At 45.6% G+C, this 17,831-nt stretch carries 16 protein-coding genes; 9 read left to right on the forward strand and 7 right to left on the reverse strand.

Annotated features, from left to right (window positions below; translation table 11 throughout):
- Positions 1-32: 32 nt before the first annotated feature.
- The 4 genes from dctP to I2H39_RS20945 form a co-directional block, all read right to left on the reverse strand.
- Positions 33-1,127: a TRAP transporter substrate-binding protein DctP gene (gene dctP, locus I2H39_RS20930; protein WP_138306545.1), complete on the reverse strand. Its 1,095-nt coding sequence runs from the start codon at positions 1,125-1,127 to the stop codon at positions 33-35.
- Positions 1,128-1,327: 200 nt separating this feature from the next.
- Positions 1,328-1,801: a DUF126 domain-containing protein gene (locus I2H39_RS20935; RefSeq protein ID WP_195469878.1), complete on the reverse strand. Its 474-nt coding sequence runs from the start codon at positions 1,799-1,801 to the stop codon at positions 1,328-1,330.
- The gene (locus I2H39_RS20940; protein WP_195627437.1) at positions 1,789-3,066 is read right to left on the reverse strand and encodes an aconitase X; all 1,278 of its coding nucleotides are present in this window, start codon (positions 3,064-3,066) and stop codon (positions 1,789-1,791) included. The genes I2H39_RS20935 and I2H39_RS20940 overlap by 13 nt, the downstream gene beginning before the upstream one ends.
- Positions 3,067-3,110: 44 nt before the next feature.
- A complete protein-coding gene (locus tag I2H39_RS20945) occupies positions 3,111-4,241 on the reverse strand; it encodes a tyramine oxidase subunit B (RefSeq protein ID WP_138306548.1) in 1,131 nt (376 codons plus the stop codon).
- A 324-nt stretch (positions 4,242-4,565) separates the two neighbouring features.
- Between I2H39_RS20945 and I2H39_RS20950 the strand changes: the two genes are divergently transcribed.
- The 9 genes from I2H39_RS20950 (at position 4,566) to I2H39_RS20990 (ending at position 13,151) form a co-directional block, all read left to right on the forward strand.
- Complete coding sequence (locus I2H39_RS20950; protein WP_138306549.1) at positions 4,566-5,534, forward strand: LysR family transcriptional regulator; 969 nt, start codon at positions 4,566-4,568, stop codon at positions 5,532-5,534.
- Positions 5,535-5,848: 314 nt separating this feature from the next.
- Positions 5,849-6,034 carry a 4Fe-4S binding protein gene (locus I2H39_RS20955; RefSeq protein WP_243277638.1) on the forward strand — a complete coding sequence of 62 codons (186 nt, stop codon included), beginning with the start codon at positions 5,849-5,851 and terminating at the stop codon, positions 6,032-6,034.
- A gap of 2 nt (positions 6,035-6,036) precedes the next feature.
- On the forward strand, positions 6,037-7,170 hold the full coding sequence (locus tag I2H39_RS20960; RefSeq protein WP_138306551.1) for a 2-oxoacid:acceptor oxidoreductase subunit alpha: 1,134 nt from the start codon (positions 6,037-6,039) through the stop codon (positions 7,168-7,170).
- A complete protein-coding gene (locus I2H39_RS20965; RefSeq protein ID WP_195627438.1) occupies positions 7,171-7,980 on the forward strand; it encodes a thiamine pyrophosphate-dependent enzyme in 810 nt (269 codons plus the stop codon). It abuts the gene before it with no gap.
- A 14-nt stretch (positions 7,981-7,994) separates the two neighbouring features.
- Complete coding sequence (locus I2H39_RS20970; protein WP_138306553.1) at positions 7,995-8,552, forward strand: 2-oxoacid:acceptor oxidoreductase family protein; 558 nt, start codon at positions 7,995-7,997, stop codon at positions 8,550-8,552.
- A 28-nt stretch (positions 8,553-8,580) separates the two neighbouring features.
- Positions 8,581-9,726: an ADP-forming succinate--CoA ligase subunit beta gene (gene sucC / locus I2H39_RS20975; RefSeq protein WP_195627439.1), complete on the forward strand. Its 1,146-nt coding sequence runs from the start codon at positions 8,581-8,583 to the stop codon at positions 9,724-9,726.
- Positions 9,727-9,753: 27 nt separating this feature from the next.
- Entirely contained in the window at positions 9,754-10,626 is an 873-nt protein-coding gene (gene sucD, locus I2H39_RS20980; protein WP_138306555.1) for a succinate--CoA ligase subunit alpha, read from the forward strand.
- Positions 10,627-10,706: 80 nt separating this feature from the next.
- Positions 10,707-11,963: a nickel-dependent lactate racemase gene (gene larA, locus I2H39_RS20985; RefSeq protein ID WP_195627440.1), complete on the forward strand. Its 1,257-nt coding sequence runs from the start codon at positions 10,707-10,709 to the stop codon at positions 11,961-11,963.
- A 15-nt stretch (positions 11,964-11,978) separates the two neighbouring features.
- Positions 11,979-13,151, forward strand: coding sequence for a malic enzyme-like NAD(P)-binding protein (locus tag I2H39_RS20990; protein WP_195627441.1), 1,173 nt, complete (start codon positions 11,979-11,981; stop codon positions 13,149-13,151).
- 165 nt (positions 13,152-13,316) lie between these two features.
- Here the strand turns inward: I2H39_RS20990 and I2H39_RS20995 are convergent, their stop codons facing one another.
- From I2H39_RS20995 to I2H39_RS29320, 3 genes are read right to left on the reverse strand one after another with little or no spacing between them, the layout of a single operon-like run.
- Positions 13,317-14,660, reverse strand: a complete 1,344-nt coding sequence (locus I2H39_RS20995; RefSeq protein WP_138306558.1) for a glycoside-pentoside-hexuronide (GPH):cation symporter — start codon at positions 14,658-14,660, stop codon at positions 13,317-13,319.
- A 12-nt stretch (positions 14,661-14,672) separates the two neighbouring features.
- Positions 14,673-16,736, reverse strand: a complete 2,064-nt coding sequence (locus I2H39_RS21000) for a glycoside hydrolase family 3 C-terminal domain-containing protein (protein WP_195627442.1) — start codon at positions 16,734-16,736, stop codon at positions 14,673-14,675.
- Complete coding sequence (locus I2H39_RS29320) at positions 16,736-17,638, reverse strand: AraC family transcriptional regulator (protein ID WP_347708598.1); 903 nt, start codon at positions 17,636-17,638, stop codon at positions 16,736-16,738. The genes I2H39_RS21000 and I2H39_RS29320 overlap by 1 nt, the downstream gene beginning before the upstream one ends.
- Positions 17,639-17,831: the final 193 nt, after the last annotated feature.

Raw genomic sequence — 17,831 nt, forward strand, 5'->3', positions numbered from 1 at the left:
CCTTTCGATAGTTGCAGGAGTTGTGAAGCCTGCTAGTTTGTATTGACTTTATTGATGGCCTCCAGGGCGGCTTCAAGCGCTAATTTTACATCGCCGCTGATAGAAGTTTTATAGGATTCAATGACAGCCGCTGCGGCTTGTTTACTTTTCTGCATTTCTTCTTCCGTAGGCTTAATCATCAGCACATCGCCTTCTTTCTCGGCACGTTCAAGATATTCGGCATCTACCTTCGGCATTATTTCACGGCAGCGGGTTTCCAGGTCGGTAAAGCATTCCATCATGGTTGCCCGCAGGTCCTCGGGAAGGGAGTTAAGGGCATCCTCGCTGGCTAAAATGTACTGAATGCCAGGCCCGTAGTTTGCCAAATAACACCAGTCCAGAGGTTCATGGAGATGGGAGTCAACTATGCCCATGGCGGAGGTAATAAGAGTGTCAAATATTCCGCGGTTAAGCGCATCCGGTACTTCTGCCCAGGTAAGAGCAATGGGAGTTCCTTTGAACTGCAGTACAAAATCGCTCTGGGTGCTGGCAAGTGTCCTTACTTTATGGCCTGCAAGGTCCTCAAACCCGCTCATTGGCGTACCTGTTCCCCAGATATACTGGCCGGGATACATAAAGAAACCCACCTCGGTAACACCGTATGTTTCGTGGAGATATTTGCCCATATACGGGCGTATAGCAGTGTCGCAGGCAATTGCCTCATCCAAATTGGTTACAAGATAGGGCAGCATGGGAATTTCTGTAAACTCACACTGGCCGCCCGCATAGCCGCCGTTGATGCTGCACAACTGTACGCCTCCGTCAGCCATGACCTGGATAATTTCATTGCCGGAGAAGGGAAGTTCGCCCTGGCTCTGGACCGTTATTTTGACGCGGCCACCGGTTTTTTCGAGAACATCTTCAGCCCATACCTTTTCCAGCTTTGGTATAGTAGACTCGCTGGTCATGTAATCAAACATAATCCATTCATAAATCTGACCATCATCAGTAGTTTTCGCTTCGTCTGTTTTTTCTTCGCTCTGCTTTTCGCTGGTCTTTGTGTTGGCGCCGCCTGAGCTGGAGCAACCGGCTAGGGCTAATATCACTAACAATAGAGATGCAGACAGTACAGAATGTCTTATTCGCATTTTTTAACCTCCTTATCATAATCATACATTTTGGGTTTGTTTTTAATACAATACAGAATTTATATCCAAGTGCGTGAAGCAGAGAATCCATTAAGGGATAAAATTGTTATATGTCCCTGCTGTTATGGTTGTATCTCTGCTTCACTATACACAAATTACTGTATGCAGCTTTCAAAACAAATTTTGCTTATTTTGGTATATTAAATGTCAGTATTTGCATTGTTCCTCTTCAGTATCTCAACCGTGCCGTTCCCTCCATCTACGCGGATATAGTCTCCCGTCTTGATTATGGTGAGGGGATTTATGTTTGTAAAATCGCATACGCAAGGTGTTTCAGTACTGGTAACTGCACCGCCTATGCGGCTGTCCATGTGCAGCACCACCCATGCGGCTGGAGCAAAACCGGACAACTTAGCAGATTTGAAATGTGCTGAAAATCCGTTTGAACCTTTACCCCCGGGAAGCACCAGAATACAATCCTTGATGCATATGCCTGCATGGGGATTACCTGGCTCATAAATAACACCATCCTTATCTCCGATACCACCGCTGTTACCTGATATGCCTTTGGGACAGACGATAGCAGTTCCTTGGGCAACACCTGGAAAAGCTCCACGGCCCTGTAAAATTGTGTTTTTCGTATATTTCCCCCTTACTTGAGTCAGACATTCCACTTGCCGCATAAAGCAGAATTAATACAATCGTCAATGGTTCCATAAAATATCTTTGCTTTTGTCTGGTTCCGCAGATTATGTGCCTGTTTAGCGCTGTTGACAAGGATAGATTTAGCATGACCATGGCTTTGAGCTCGCATAACCAGGGGACAAGTGCTGTTAAGAAGATGACCGCCACTGCGCTCAATGAATTCCTGATAACCATTTAGTTTTGCCAGAGCTTGAACTGAGTAGTCTGTCCATATCCAGAGCTCGAGATTTTCGGATATTTTTTTCCCATTCAAACGATTTGCGATATAAGCTACTTCTTCCAGGCTCAGATGGGGGCAGCCAATTGTGACTAAGTCAATGGAACTGCCATTGTCATCACACAGCATCTTTACCGATCGGTCGAATTCTTCCTGTGTAAGATTCACGGAAATCACTGGTTTATGCCCGCCTAAGGCGTCTTCCTGGTTTCTGGCTTCTGGAGTCAGCCCGTCAATATGGCAAATCTCTGCTGGACTGGGAACGGCGAGAGAGGCAAAGCATTGCTTTAGTTTAGTCATATTTGGCCTGTGGTAGTTTCCTGTGAGGAAAGGGCGGCCGCCAGGAGAAAGAAGGCGTCCCACTGTGTAGCCAATTACGTCCCAGTCAAAGGTGGTTTCGGACGGACAGCTTATATTAAATATATCGGTGGCATAACGCATTTCTTTGCAATGCATACCCCACAACGGAGTATATCCGGTTATAGCTGCACAGATTGCGGTTTCCACACCGTCACTGTTTCCATATGCCCCCATGATAGAGTTGCTGACAACGGCATTACTGGATTCATTGGTCACAAAATGTTCGCCGTGCAGCGGTAACCATCCACTGTAATAGGGAGTACATGTGTTGACTGTAGTTACGCCATATTTCCTCATATATGCAAGAATCCAGTTGTTTAATTCAAATTTGTCATGGGGCATATGAGTTACAACGTTATCGAAAAGATCAAAGGGCACGGAATCACTGATAGTAATGCAATCATGGCAGAATTGTTCTATTGGCAGTGTCTTATCGCTGTTCAAGATAAAACGGCTGAAATCTGATAGATAACTATCCTTGGTAAGATTTGGCTGCCAATGTTGGGCGCCAATACAGATTGTTGCTCGTTCTACCTTGCAGAGTTCCTCTGCACCAAGGACTTTGGCATAGTTTACAATCATCTCCATAGCCTTTTGTTTAAATTCGCCTTGTCTGCCATCTAGTATTTCTTGTTCTTGTTTTTTTAATTTTACCATGGCTATTTATCCTTACCATTAGAACTTAAAAACCAGGAGAAATTTTATTTTAGCCAATACTGTTTATCCCAGAAAGTCAAAATTTGTCCTATATTCTCCTTATTGGCACGCTCAAGAATCTTTTTCCCCCAGGCAACATCCTCTACAGCCATACCACTGGTAATGAAGATGATTTTATCATCCGGATTTACTCTGGCCGGTGCATTGCCAATTATGACATCTCCTACGCTTTTGATAGTGTCTCCGGATAGCTTGCCCTTATAAACTGCGTCAATAACCGGAGCAGAAGGGGCCCAGGACAGGATTTCATCGCGGATGCCTTCCCGTGGGTAATCCATTTCGTGAATGAATGCCTGATGCAGTTTCCAGTTATCTGCATAGATACTGCAATCATTAATCCAGTCTTCATTAATAAACTCGGCAGCTCCGGTCAGGCATAGTAATGCTCCCTTTTTGAGATGATTCGTATTAATGGCCGGCAGTTTTTCACCTGAAGCTGCAATATGTACGATGTCCATATCTTTTACTGCATCTTCCATAGTGTGTACAATGACTCCTTCAATACCGATTTCTTTTTCTGCATACTGCAGAAATTTTTCAGAAGCACTCTCAAATACATCATAAATGTAAACCCGTTTTAGTGTCTTGACAGCGGCAGAGATTCCCAAGAGAGCAGTCTTACCTACCATACCTGCGCCAATAATACCTAATGTTTCTGCGCCACTGCGCGCCAAGTATTTTGACGCTACGCCAGGAACCGCGCCAGTCCGCATCTGGCTTAACAGATTGCCCGACATGAATGCCAAGGGCTTTACATTATCGGGGTCATTGAGGATAACCGAATGGATGGATCTGGGCAGACCTATCTCGCGGTTGGCGATGTTGGAACCATACCACTTCTCTCCACATATGTGATAATCCCCTCCCAGATACGCAACCATGGCCATAAAACGACGGTCAGGACCGGCAACTGGCATCCGTGGCCCCCTTGGTTTTGGCGGAAACCAAATGAGATGCCCATGGTCGTTCTCACTGGGGCCGCCCATAAGGTAGTCGCCCTTTGCAATCAGAGCAAAGGAATCGCTTACTGCTTCCAGACACCCGTCCATGTCCATAACACCAGCTTTAATCATATCTGGCTCAGACAGAAACCTTAACCGTACACTTACATCCATAATAACTATCTCCTTTCTATATATGGGCGGTCCCGGTAATTCTGAGCTTCCCGAACCGCCATTTTTGGGTTCATTTTTAATGTTTACTAATTATTGGTCAGCATATACTATAAAGCAAATTAATAGGGGGGTGAAAAATGTATAAAATTAGGAAATGGGGAGGAGCTGTATGGTAAAATGAAAAGAAACATTTTGAAGTGTCTGTAACCTACTTTTATATTGATTTTATAGCAAATGAACACTATAATCAAATATAAATAATTGAAAGTTATTATAAATATAAATAAATATTTTTTTATATCAGAAAGAAGGGGGCTGGGTATAATGTTTCGTATATTCCATTATCTTGATGCAGTTTGTAAAGAGCAAAGCTTTTCTAAGGCTGCACAACGGCTTTATATTTCACAGCCTTCACTTAGCATCACGATTAGAAATTTTGAAAATGAAATCGGTATTCAGCTATTTGACCGCAGCAGCTTTCCTATCCAACTTACGGATGTTGGAGTGGTGTATATGGAAGGTGTTCAGAGAATATTAGCAATCGAACATGAACTGGAAGCTTATATTGATGATATTACTGAATTGAAATCAGGCAAACTTATTTTAGGTGCAGCTCATCTATTTGCAAGCTACCTTATACCAAGGTTTATTGCACAGTTTTCTGAGAAATATCCACAGCTTGAAATTCAATTGAAGGAGGCAGATATGTTCACTTTGCAAAACCTTCTTTTAAAGGGGGAAGTGGATATTATTATTGAAAGCGGTGAATTTGATGATGCTTTGTTTAAGGCTGTTCCACTATATAAGGAACAAACTCTTTTGGCGGTACCTTTAAGCGACCCAATTAATCTGTCTTTGGGGAGTTTTAGGCTAAGCGTTCAGGATGTTTTATCCAATCGACATATAGACGAAAGCGTGCCTTGTGTATCCTTTGTTGCATTCAGTAAGAGGCGCTTTCTGATATTGGAGAAGGGTCATGACATGCGCAATCGTCTGCTCCAGGCATGTAGGGAGAATGGTTTTGAACCGCAAATCTGCATGGTTATTAATCAGTTGATGACAGCGTATAATATGGTGGAACAGCAGATGGCTGTTTCATTTGTTTCGGATACAATTGTTAAATTGTGCGGTAAGAAGGAGAATGTCGCATTTTATAAGATTCCGCAATCTGTTAGGAATATTAACCTAATTTACAGCAAGAATCGGTATGCTACCAAAGCGATGCAGGAATTTATCAACTTTGTGACTACTATCAGTAAGTGTGGGATTGATTCCCTGCTAAAAAAAGAATAATAGTAACCATTCGATTGATAAGACGGATGGAGTAAAAGCAACCCTTTGTATAGAATGATGATTCCATCAAATATAGGCGGTTGCTTTTTTGTTGCACTACTATATTTATTTATTTAAATATTATTATTATTTTTATATATTTGACCGTATAGAATGTCGCCTATATAATCAAGTTAAAATAACGTACGTATTTTTCAGCACCTATGTAAACCTCTATAGTGTGACTTATAACATGGCATCTCAGTGAAGTAAATACGATATGGTTGTCAAAAGCGGCAAAAAAGGAGGCCAAGATGACGTGTCATTTTAAGATTTTGTTAAATGAAAAATGGTGTAAAGATTGTGGGATTTGTGCTGCATATTGCCCAAAGACGGTACTGGTAATAAACGAAATGAAGAAGCTTATTGTTGCGGGAGAGGAAAAATGTATTGGCTGTGGATTGTGTGAATTTAGGTGTCCGGACATGGCTATTACAGTTGAAAAGAGGGAGGTCAAATAAGAATGGGTAAGAATCAGCTTCTACAGGGGAATGAGGTATGTGCATTGGCTGCGATAAATAGTGGTGTCAAATTCTCAGCCGGATATCCCATAACACCCTCATCAGAAATCATTGAAGTATTGTCGGCTAAGTTACCGGATGCCGGTGGAAAATTTATCCAGATGGAGGATGAACTTGCCAGTATGGGAGCCATTGTCGGCGCTTCCGTTATGGGCGTTAAATCTATTACAGTAACAAGCGGTCCTGGTTTTGATCTTATGCAGGAAAATCTGGCATTTGCTGCTATGGCAGAGATTCCCTGTGTGGTGGTTGATGTTCAACGCAGCGGTCCCAGCACGGGAGGGGCTACTAATCCATCGCAGGGGGACTTGATGCAGGTAAAGTATGGGAGGTCAGCGGATACCTCGGTTATTGCTCTTTACCCTAATTCAGTGAAAGAAATCTATCAGATGACGATAGAGGCATTTAATATGTCAGAGACATACATGACTCCTGTAGTTCTGCTAATGGATGAGATAATCGGACATTTAAGAGAGAGTATCTGTATGGATGACTATTCGGATATTAAGCTCGTCACACGTAAACTTCCGGTATGTGATTCGAAAGATTACCATCCATATGCTACAGATGAAACCGGAATTGTAAAATTGATGCCATTTGGAAACAAAGAAGGTTTTCATTATGTAATAAATGGAATGCATCATACGGAAGACGGCATGCCAAACATCAGCCCGGTTAATACAAGGAAAACAATTTCGCGGATTAATGATAAGATTGACCGCTATGAAAGGGATATCTGGCGCTGGGAAGAAAAGAATGTAAAGGACGCAGAGATTTTGATTGTTGCATGCGGCGCGGCTTCACGTTCAGCAGCCGAAGCTGCCGATATCGCACGGAAAAAAGGGAAAGGTGTAGGCGTATTCAGACCTATAAGCATCTGGCCGTTTCCAATTGAACCATTCAGGATAGCAGCCAAGGGTGTAAAGAAGATAATTGTACCTGAAATGAACCGGGGGCAGTTGGTTCACATTATAAAAGAAAATACTCCTGAAACCATTGAAGTGGTGTCGATACAGCACTATGACGGTACCGCCATAATGCCTGAACATATTCTTAAAGCGCTGGAGGAAAACTAAATGAGTATGCATGATTATATAAAAGAGAAAGAATTTCCTTTGTTTATCTGTCCAGGGTGCACCCATGGAACTGTGACGAACGCGTTTCTTCATGTAGCAAGTCAGTTGAATCTGGATAAAAATAATACGGTTCTTGTTTCTGCAATCGGATGTGCCGGCCGCATTCCTGTTTTTCTTGATTTTAATGTGTTGCGGGTCACCCATGGCAGAGCCCTTGCCTTTGCTACAGGGGTAAAGTTGGCAAAACCGGAAGTGAAGGTGATTGTGTTCATGGGGGATGGAGATGCCGTAGCAATTGGTGGAAATCATTTTATACATGCGGCAAGGAGAAATATCGACCTTACTGCTGTGGTGTGCAGAAACGAGATTTATGGAATGACTGGAGGCCAGTATGCGCCCACCACGCCTATGGGCTGCAAAGCGGTGACAGCTCCTTATGGTATGTTGGAACCCACCTTTGATGTATGCGATTTGGCAGCAGGAGCCGGCGCCACCTATGTGGCGCGCTGTGATGCATATCATGTAATTCACCTTCAGAAGACATTGAAAAAAGCGATGGACCATAAAGGTTTTTCTATGGTTGAGGTGGTTACCAGTTGTCCGACTCAGTTTGGACGCAGAAATAAGATGCCTGACCCGGTTGATATGCTGAACGACATAAAAAATTCTTCAATCATGAAAGAAGAAGCCGAAAAGCTAAGTAAGGAAGAATTGGATGGAAAAAACGTAATCGGTGAATTTGTAAACATAGCCAGGCCGGAGTTGTGTGATTCATTTATGAAACTGGTGGAACGGCGCAAATCAAAATAAAGGGGTAGTCGAATATGGATAACAGTGAACGTATTTATGAAATATGTCTTGGCGGTATTGGTGGACAGGGCGTCATGCTTATGGCCAAGATAATGGGGGAAGCGTTGTCAAATGACGGATACAATGTCCTGCAGACACAGGCCCACGGAATTGAAGCAAGGGGTGGAATTTCATATGGAGAGGTTTTATATGGCCATGGTGAGATAAACAGACTTTGTGTTACAAAACCAGATATACTGCTTGCCCTCAGCGAATCTGCCTTATCTGCGTATGCCGGTAAGGTGCCGGAAAATGGATATATCTTTTATGATACTTATATGATAAAGGATGAATACAGGGATAACCTGCACAAGATTTATGGAGCGCCCTTTACTGAAATAGCAATCAAAGAGCTGGGGAGCGCCATATACGCCAATTTAATCGCCATGGGATTTATCAATGGGATTACAAAAATCATAAATCCTGTTATTCTGCAGGGGGCTTTGCAGGTATGTGTTAAATCAAACAAGAAAAATAACTGTAAGGCATTGCAGCGCGGCTATGAAGAAGTAAAAAAATATAATGCAGAATGAGGTTTCTGCGTGTGATTGAGGTGAAAATATGAAGTTGTTTGAATATCAGGGAAAATGTCTCTTTTCAAACTACGGATTGAGAGTACCTGAGGGCGAGGTTCTTTTTTCTGCGGATGAAATAGAAGAAAAGACAGAAGGTATCAAATTCCCGGCCATGGTTAAAGCCCAGATTCTCGCCGGAGGCAGAGGAAAAGCCGGAGGCGTAGTACGCGTAAATAATACAGAACAGCTAAATGACCAAGTGGCCGGAATGCTGGGCAGAGAGATAAAAGGCAAAACAGTGGACGCTGTTTTAATCGAACAGATGGTGGACTTTATCGACGAATATTATATTTCCATTACAATGGATGTACGGTCAAGGATGCCGATGATTATGTTCAGTGCCTGCGGAGGTGTGGATATAGAACAGGTCGCAGCGTCAAATCCTGAAAAGATAGTAAGAGTAATTATTGATCCACTAATCGGAGCCCAGTCATTCCATGTAGAGAAAATGTGTACAATATCCGGAATAACGGATAAGAACATTAAGAGATACCTTATGGATGTCGTTTCAAAGTTATATAAATTGTATATAGAATATGATGCCATGGTAGTTGAGATAAATCCTCTCATGATTCTTTCCGACCATACAATCATAGCTGCAGATGCAAAGGTTGAAATTGACGACAGCGCAGTTGCCAGACACAATGATATTAAGGAATGGAAAGCAATGCTTAAGATGGATCCTTTGGTAAAAGAAGGGTCGGAGGCCCACTTGTTGTATATCGATGTTGACTCTGAGGGAAATGTGGGTGTCATAAGTAACGGCTCCGGTATGGTTATGACTTGCGTAGACTGGATTGCACATGTGGGCGGAAAGGTGGCCTGTGGGCTTGATTTGGGGGGAGGAGCAACATCCGACCGTGTAGCTAAGGCCGTAGAATTAGTAGCTAAAAATAAGCGTGTCAAGACTATATTGATAAGTATATTTGGCGGAATAACCCGATGCAATGAGATATCGGAAGGAATACTAAGGGCAACTGCCGAAATGAAGCCGGCCATACCTATTGTAGTAAAACTTGACGGAACTAATAAGGAAGAAGGCATGGCGATTTTGACAAACGCCAATAACAAAGATGTCCGGATTGCAAAGGATATTAAAGAGGCTGCTTTAAAGGCAATGCTGCTGCAGTAGCATACAGACGAAACGGAGGTACAGGTAGTGAGCATTCTGGTTGATAAAAATACCCGTCTTATTGTTCAGGGAATAACCGGCAGGGAGGGTACCTTTCACGCGCGGCGGATGGTCGAATATGGCACAAATGTGGTTGCAGGCGTTACACCAGGTAAGGGAGGAACATTGATTGATGATATTCCGGTTTTTAACTCTGTCGAAGAGGCTGTCAGGGAAACCGGGGCCAACGCTTCTATTTTGTTTGTTCCTGCTCTGGGAACACTCAGCGGAATAACGGAGGCTATCTCAGCCGGGATTAAATTGGTGGTTACAATTGCCGAAGGCGTACCTGTAAAGGATATGCGTATGATATATCACCTCAACCGCATAATGCCGGATCTTACTGTGATAGGCCCCAATACATTCGGGCTTATCTCACCGGGGGAGTGTAAGGTGGGTTTTATGGATGGACGTATCTATACCAGAGGACCGGTAGGTCTAATGTCGAGAAGCGCCACCAATTCATATGAAACGGTCAACGAAATGACAAAGCAGGGAATCGGACAATCCACCTGCATTGGTGTAGGGGGAGATATCATCCCCGGTAGTTCATTTGCGAAATTGCTTCCGTTGTTTGAGAAAGATGATGAGACGAAGGCAGTTGTAATGATTGGGGAGATAGGTGGCTGCGATGAAGAAATGGCGGCGGAATACATTAAAAATCAGATGTCAAAGCCGGTTGTTGCATATATTGCAGGCCGCAACGCCCCTAAGGGAAAGGTAATGGGGCATGCAGGTGCCATAGTGGGAATGGATGGTGTAGGCAGTGCTCAGTCTAAGATAAAAGCTTTAACTGAAGCAGGGGTACATATTGCGGAAAGCCCGGGTGAGATTGTAGAAATAATCAAGGGATTGGTTTAATCTGAAATGAGGCTTTGTGGCTGCTTCTGAAAACTATTTGATTAATGGGTGATTTGAAATAGGGGCAGGGAGAGAATGTTATGAAGATAGAGGTTGGATTCGGTAGCGGAACGCAGTCACTGGAGATGGATAACAGTAATTTACTGGGAATACTGCTGCCAGACACAAGCATGGAAATGGAAAACGAGGAGGTGATAGTTAGAAACGCAATGGAGCATCCTATTGGCTCGCATAGACTTAGTAAAATTGTGTATTCGGGTCAAACAGTTGCGGTTGTCACAAGCGATATAACAAGGCCCGTACCCAGTAAATTGCTATTGCCCTTTGTTCTAAATGAACTAAACGCAGGCGGTGTTAGGGATGAAGATATAACTGTGGTTTTTGCACTGGGAATCCACAGAAAGCACACGGAAGAGGAACAGCGCAGATTGGTGGGTGACGATATATTTGATAGGGTCAGATGTATGGACGGCGATAAGGATGACTGCGTGGACTTGGGAGTTACAAGCCGTGGGACACCGGTAAATATTACCAGGATTGTAGCTGAAGCAGATGTCAGAGTTTGTCTCGGTAATATTGAGTTTCACTATTTTGCAGGTTATTCCGGGGGAGCAAAGGCCATAATGCCCGGTGTATCTGACAGAAATGCCATTCAGAAAAATCACAGGCTAATGGTAATGCCTGAAGCCTGCGCCGGACGAATAGAAGGAAATCCCATTCGCCAAGACATTGAGGAGGCAGCCGCTATCTGCGGTGTGGATTTCATATTGAATGTGATATTGGACGAGCATAAAAGAATTGTCGGCGCTGTGGCTGGAAATGTAACAGATGCCCACAGAAAAGGATGCTTAATACTGGACAGTATGTATAGCTGCAGGATGGACAAAAAAGCTGATATCGTAATTGTTTCCCAGGGCGGCACCCCGAAGGACATCAATTTGTATCAGACACAAAAGGCTTTGGATAACGCCAAAAATGCAGTGCGAGACGGTGGTATTATTATTCTGGTGGGTTCATGCAAGGAAGGATTTGGCGAGAAAGTATTTGAAGAATGGATGCTAACCAGCCCATCGCCGGAATATATGATTGAGCGTATAAGCCGGGACTTTCAGCTTGGGGGACACAAGGCGGCGTCTATTGCCATGGTACTGGTCCGTGCCAGAATCTATTTGGTTTCTGATATGGATAAAGATACTGTAAAGCGTATTTTTATGGAACCATTTATGTCAGTACAGGAAGCTTACAATGCCGCCCTGAAGGAAATGGGAAAAGATGCGCAGGTATTGGTAATACCATATGGTGGGTCTACACTGCCATGCCTAATGAATGACAATTGAAAAAGGAGACAGTTTATGGATTATGCAAAAGAAAGTCTTAGATTGCATGGGGAATGGAAAGGAAAAATAGAGGTTGTGGCTACTGTGCCTGTAGAGACTAAGGATGATTTGTCCTTGGCTTATACTCCCGGTGTAGCCCAGCCCTGCCTGGAGATACAGAAGAACATTGATAAGAGCTATGAACTGACCCGAAGGCATAATATATGCGCTGTCATAACCGATGGAACTGCAGTATTGGGACTGGGTGATATTGGTCCTGAAGCTGGTATGCCTGTTATGGAGGGTAAGTGCGTGTTATTTAAAACATTTGGTGATGTGGATGCTTTTCCACTTTGTGTGAAGACAAAGGATGTAGACGAATTCGTAAATACGGTTTACAATATTTCCGGCTCCTTCGGTGGTATCAACCTTGAGGACATCTCTGCTCCCCGATGCTTCGAGATAGAGCAAAAGCTCAAGGAAAAGTGTGATATTCCCATCTTCCATGATGATCAGCATGGCACTGCCGTTATTACGTTAGCTGGCCTTATAAATGCGCTTAAGATAGTGGGAAAGAAAAAAGAAAATGTTAAAATTGTGATTTCCGGTGCTGGTGCAGCAGCGGTATCTATTACAAAGCTTCTGCTCTCCGCGGGATTCGAAGATATCATAATGTGCGACCGAAAGGGGGCAATCTGTTCCGGACGGGAAGGCCTTAACTGGATTAAGGAAGAAATGGCAAAGAAGACTAATTTAAAATCAAGGAAAGGGTCCCTGGCTGAAATGTTGGTAAACGCCGATGTATTTATCGGTGTGTCTGCGCCGGGAGTGGTGACTACCGATATAGTTAAGACCATGGCAAAGGATGCTATTATCTTTGCATGTGCAAACCCCACTCCTGAAATTTTTCCGGATGATGCCAGGGCGGGCGGTGCGGCAGTAATTTCTACCGGGCGCAGCGATTTTCCCAATCAGATTAACAATGTTCTTGCTTTTCCAGGTATTTTCCGCGGTACGTTTGATGTTCGGGCAAGCGACATCAATGAAGAGATGAAAATGGCTGCTGCTATGGCGTTGGCTAATTTGATTACAGATGAGGAACTCTCTCCAGATTATATTATCCCCAAGGCGTTTGATAAACGTGTGGGGCCTGCTGTGGCAAAGGCTGTTGCAGAAGCTGCCCGCAGAACAGGTGTTGCCAGAAGTTGATGTTATATGAAAGGGTAATCCCATACACATGGTTTACCGAATGTGAAAAATATGTATGTCATGGTATACTGAAAAGGAACTGGAAAAATGGAGTTAGGTCACCAACTCCACTTTTTCACAGTTTCCTTTTTAGTATGCTGTTTACAATCGTTTTTTACAGCAGACTTATTGCCCGGCCCCGGACCTTCTCTCCGCCAGGTCCCTGGAAATCTGAGGATATATCTTATCAATATTGGTAAACATGATGATTACCAGGCCCACTGCAAACAGGGCAAAGGGAGCTGCCGTAAACAGGATTTTGATGGCTGATACGGTTTCGGCTGTCTGGGCAGCCAGCTTGCCGTTATAGTTTCCCCAGGCCAGCCCCCATCCGACGATAGCAGAGCCAAGCCCGGCCCCCACCTTCATGCCGAAGCTGGTGGCGGAATTGGTAAGGCCGTCAATGCGGACCCCGGTTTTCCATTCGCCGTAGTCAATCACATCCGCTACCAGGGCAAACAGGCCCGCTGTATGGGGGATGCCGCCGATTCCCAGCAGTACCAGGCCCGCAACAGCGGTGGTCAGGGAGGCAGGGGTCAGGGCCATGACGGCAACTCCTGCCATCTCCAGAATATAGCCCAGGACCAGACTCTTCCACTTGCCCATCATCCGGGTAATCTGGGGATAGAGAAGGTTTCCAATCATTTTGGGAAGGATGAAGCATAGGGTCAGGGTTCCCATGAGGCCGGCGTTGCCAAGGACATCCCTTGCATAGAAGATGCGCAGGCCGTTGTTGACTCCAAGAGCCGTATAATTTATGACAAAAATCAGGGTGACGAATACGAAATACTTATTCCTGAACAATAACCTGAAAGACTGCCCCACAGGAATCTTTTTTTCATTTTTTCCGGCTGCGCCTGTGATGGAGCGCTCTTTTGTAAAGAAGAAGGTTATGAGCAGCAGAACCACCGCAATGGCGCCAAAGGCCACAGCCATCCCATTCCATCCAAACCGTTCCACCAGATTCATGGTATTGTAGTTGATGACCAGCACAACGCCCATGGTGCAGAAGAAACGCAGGGAGCTCATAAGAACCCGGTCCTTTGGGTCAGGTGCTGTCAGGGACAGAAGCGTGTTGTAGGAAAGGTTGCAGGCTGTGTATATAACGGCAGCCATAAGGGTATATGTAACAGCTGCATATGCAATCTTTCCGCTGCCGCTCAGGGAGCCGGGTACGTTAAACAGAAGGACCAGACCCAGGCCCATGGGAACGGCGGACCAGAGGACCCATGGACGGGCTTTTCCCCAGCGGGTCCGGGTCCTGTCAATGACAGCCCCCATACCCAGGTCTGTTATCCCGTCAAGCAGCCTGGTCAGCAGCATGATGGTGCCTATGACGGCGGCGCTGATGCCCACGCTGTCCGTGTAATATAATGTAAGGAATGAACCAATGGTGGTCCATACAAAATTGCAGCCTCCGTCGCCAACGGCAAAGGCAAGTTTTTCCCATAAGGATGGTTTGTTTTCCATCTTTTTATCCCCCTATATTGTAATGGTAGTCATGAGCAGGTCTTCCGGCGCGCTGCTGGTGCCCATGTAAATCTCATATTCCATGTGCTCTGTCTCAAAGGCATCGGTCTCTTCATTAAACCATGCCAGTTCATCCACGGGACAGGAGATGATGACGGTTCTCTTTTCGCTTTGCTGGAGGCTGACCCGCTTAAATCCCTTTAATGTCCTGACAGGACGGTCCACCTTTGACTGTGAAAAGCCCACATACATCTGCAGGACCTCTGTTCCCTCCCTGTCCCCGGTGTTCTTCACATCGCAGCAGGCATATACCAGGCCGCCGGCTGTCCAGGCTTTTATATGGTCCGCTGAAAAGGTGGTATAGGACAATCCGAATCCGTAGGGAACAGCGGGACGTATGCCCTCCTTGTCCAGTTTCCGGTATCCATGGTAATAGTCATAATACTGGCTGGTCCCGTTCCAGTCCACGGCCGGAAGCTGGTCCTCCCGTTCCGGTATGACAAAGGGCAGCTTTCCGCTGGGATTTACATCCCCGTAAATGATTTCCCCCAGGGCTGTTCCGCCTTCCATGCCCGGGTAATATCCCATGAGAATGGATGATACAGAGTCCTTCCAGCTGTCCAGCATAATCATGTTGCCTCCAATAAGGACCACCACGGAGTTTTTATTGGCAGGACCGGCTGCCTCAATCAGTTTCCGGTCTGCGTCGTGAAGTCCCAGTCCGTTCCTCCTGTCACCGCCCACTGCCCCGGTGTATACATCCTTCTTGTCCTCAGCCACATACTCGCCTTCATCGTTAAAATCGTATCCCACCACAAAGATAACTGCGTCAGCCTCCTCTGCCAGGCGCCGGCTGTGCTCCAGATTGCTGCCCTCATAGCAGATGACCTCTGTTTTCGGGGATGCCGCGGCAATTCCCCGGACCGCTGTGACCACATAGGGAGGGTATACCTGGCTGGAGCCCCTGTCGCCTGTATTTTCCTTCTGGGCCAGCCGTCCCAGGACAACCACCTGCCTGGTGGATTTTTTGTCCAGGGGAAGCACATGGTTCTGGTTCTTAATCAGGGTGATTCCCTCCCTGGCAGATTCCAGGGCAAGCCTTGTGTGATTCCTGCATCCAATCACACTGGGCCTTACATGCTCCTTTTTATCTTCAAATGCCAATAGGGTGCGGACGATACGAAGGGCGGCATCGTCAATCCTGTCTTCATCCACCAGGCCTTCCTTGACCGCGTTTACCAGGTTCTGGCCGAAGTATTTGGTGACGCACATCTCCATGGTCTGTCCTCCGTTGGCAGCTTCCGCCGTATCCTTTACGCCCCAGACGAAATCGCTCATAATAAAGCCGTCAAAGCCCCACTCCTCCTTCAGGACCCGGTTCAGCAGATATCCGTTGTGGCCGCACATGGTACCCTTGTAAAGATTATAGGAACTCATGACTGCCCCGGCTCCCTGGTCAATGCATTTTTTAAAATGGGGAAGGAAGACCTCCCGCTCCGTCCTCTTGGTGCAGTCCACATTTACCTTGAAACGGGCGTTTTCCATCTGGTTGAAGGCAAAATGCTTGACACATGCAATGACGCCCTTTTTCTGTATGCCCCGCACAAGGGCAGCGCCCATCTCGCCCAGATGGAAGGAGTCTTCGCCGTATGTTTCCTGGCTTCTGCCCCAGCCCGGGTTGTAGGGAAGGTTGATGCACACGCCGGCGGACAGGTTTCCGCCGTAGGCCAGGACCTCCTCTGCCATGGCAGCGCCGATTTCTTCCTCCAAGTCAATGTCAAAGGCAGCGCCCCGCAGCATGGACACCGGAAAACAGGTGCTTTTGCCGTTGCCGCAGACAACGCCCCTTGGACCGTCGCAGAAAAGGACGGCGGGGATTCCCTTTTCCGGGATACCTCCTGCGGGATAGGGGAACTGATTATAGTGCTCTTTTGTTTTCTTCTTGATTGCTCCCCTTACTTCCTCGAACGTCATGGAACCGCTCATTAAGGAGACCTTTTCTTCCAGGGTTAAGGAATCCACGATGTGCCGGGCCCTGTCCGTGCAGGCCAGCCTTTCTTCCTTGCTGTAATCCATTATTCCTGTTCCTCCAGTATTTCCAATATTATTGTCTCAGCCTCATATTCTTCAAAGTCCAGATAGCCTTTCAGGACGCCGCTGTCCCTCTGTTCAATGCCTTTCTGCCGGTATTCCCTGGGAGTCAGTCCTGTGTTCTGGCGGAAAATCCGGTAAAATGTGTTTTCAGAGCCAAATCCGCATTCATCTATGATACAGTTCATGTTTTTCTCCGTGTGTTTGAGAAGCTTCTTGGCCTTATCCACCTTCAGCGTGTCAACCATATCCTTTACCGACATGCCCACATGGTTTTTAAGATAACGGTGCACGGTTTTGCTGCTCATACCGATTTCCCTGCACAGGTGCGTTAAGACGTCCCGGTCCTCCACATGTTCCCTGAGATAGTCGATGATATCCATCAGCAGGGTAATGTCATGGTCGGACTGTTCGGTCTGGATGCTCATGTCATACTCTGCGTATTCAAACAGGTCGGCAATCAGGGCATATACCTCGGCCCGCACACGGTAGTATGTTTTTTCGTCCTTTTTAAGGGAACCCAGCACGATTCCTGCTGCTCTCCTTACAAAATGCAGATACCCGCCTTTCACGGGCAGTTCATCGGTCACACTGTTTAAATAGAAGCGGTAGAAGACGGACTCACCCTTTTCGTTTTTAAACAATGCAGGGTCCAGCTGAAGGACCATGCAAAGGTTGTCACCCTGTTCGCACTGGATTTCATGAACCACCTTGGAATTGATTAATATGATATCGTTCTTTTTAAGAACCAGTACCCTGGAATTGACCCTGACCGTGATGCTTCCTTTCAGCACTGCAAGCAGTTCATATTCGTAGTGCCAGTGAAAGCTGCTGCTCTGGATGGATGCCACAAATGCATTGACCGGATATTTCGTTTCAAATTCCACTGTTTCAAAAATATATGAGCTCATGATTCATTCCTTTGTGTGCCTTGTAAATATTTACAGGATTATTATAGCGCTTTTTCAGAAGCGTTGTTGTCATTTTCGCGTTTCTTTACTGTCATATCAGGACATTCTGGCATGATGATGCCCGGATTGCGGATATGGTTTGTACATTATATACAAAGCGGGGAATAGG

The sequence above is a fragment of the Clostridium sp. 1001283B150225_161107_B6 genome (assembly GCF_015556325.1).
Classification (GTDB): Bacteria; Bacillota; Clostridia; order Lachnospirales; family Lachnospiraceae; genus Enterocloster.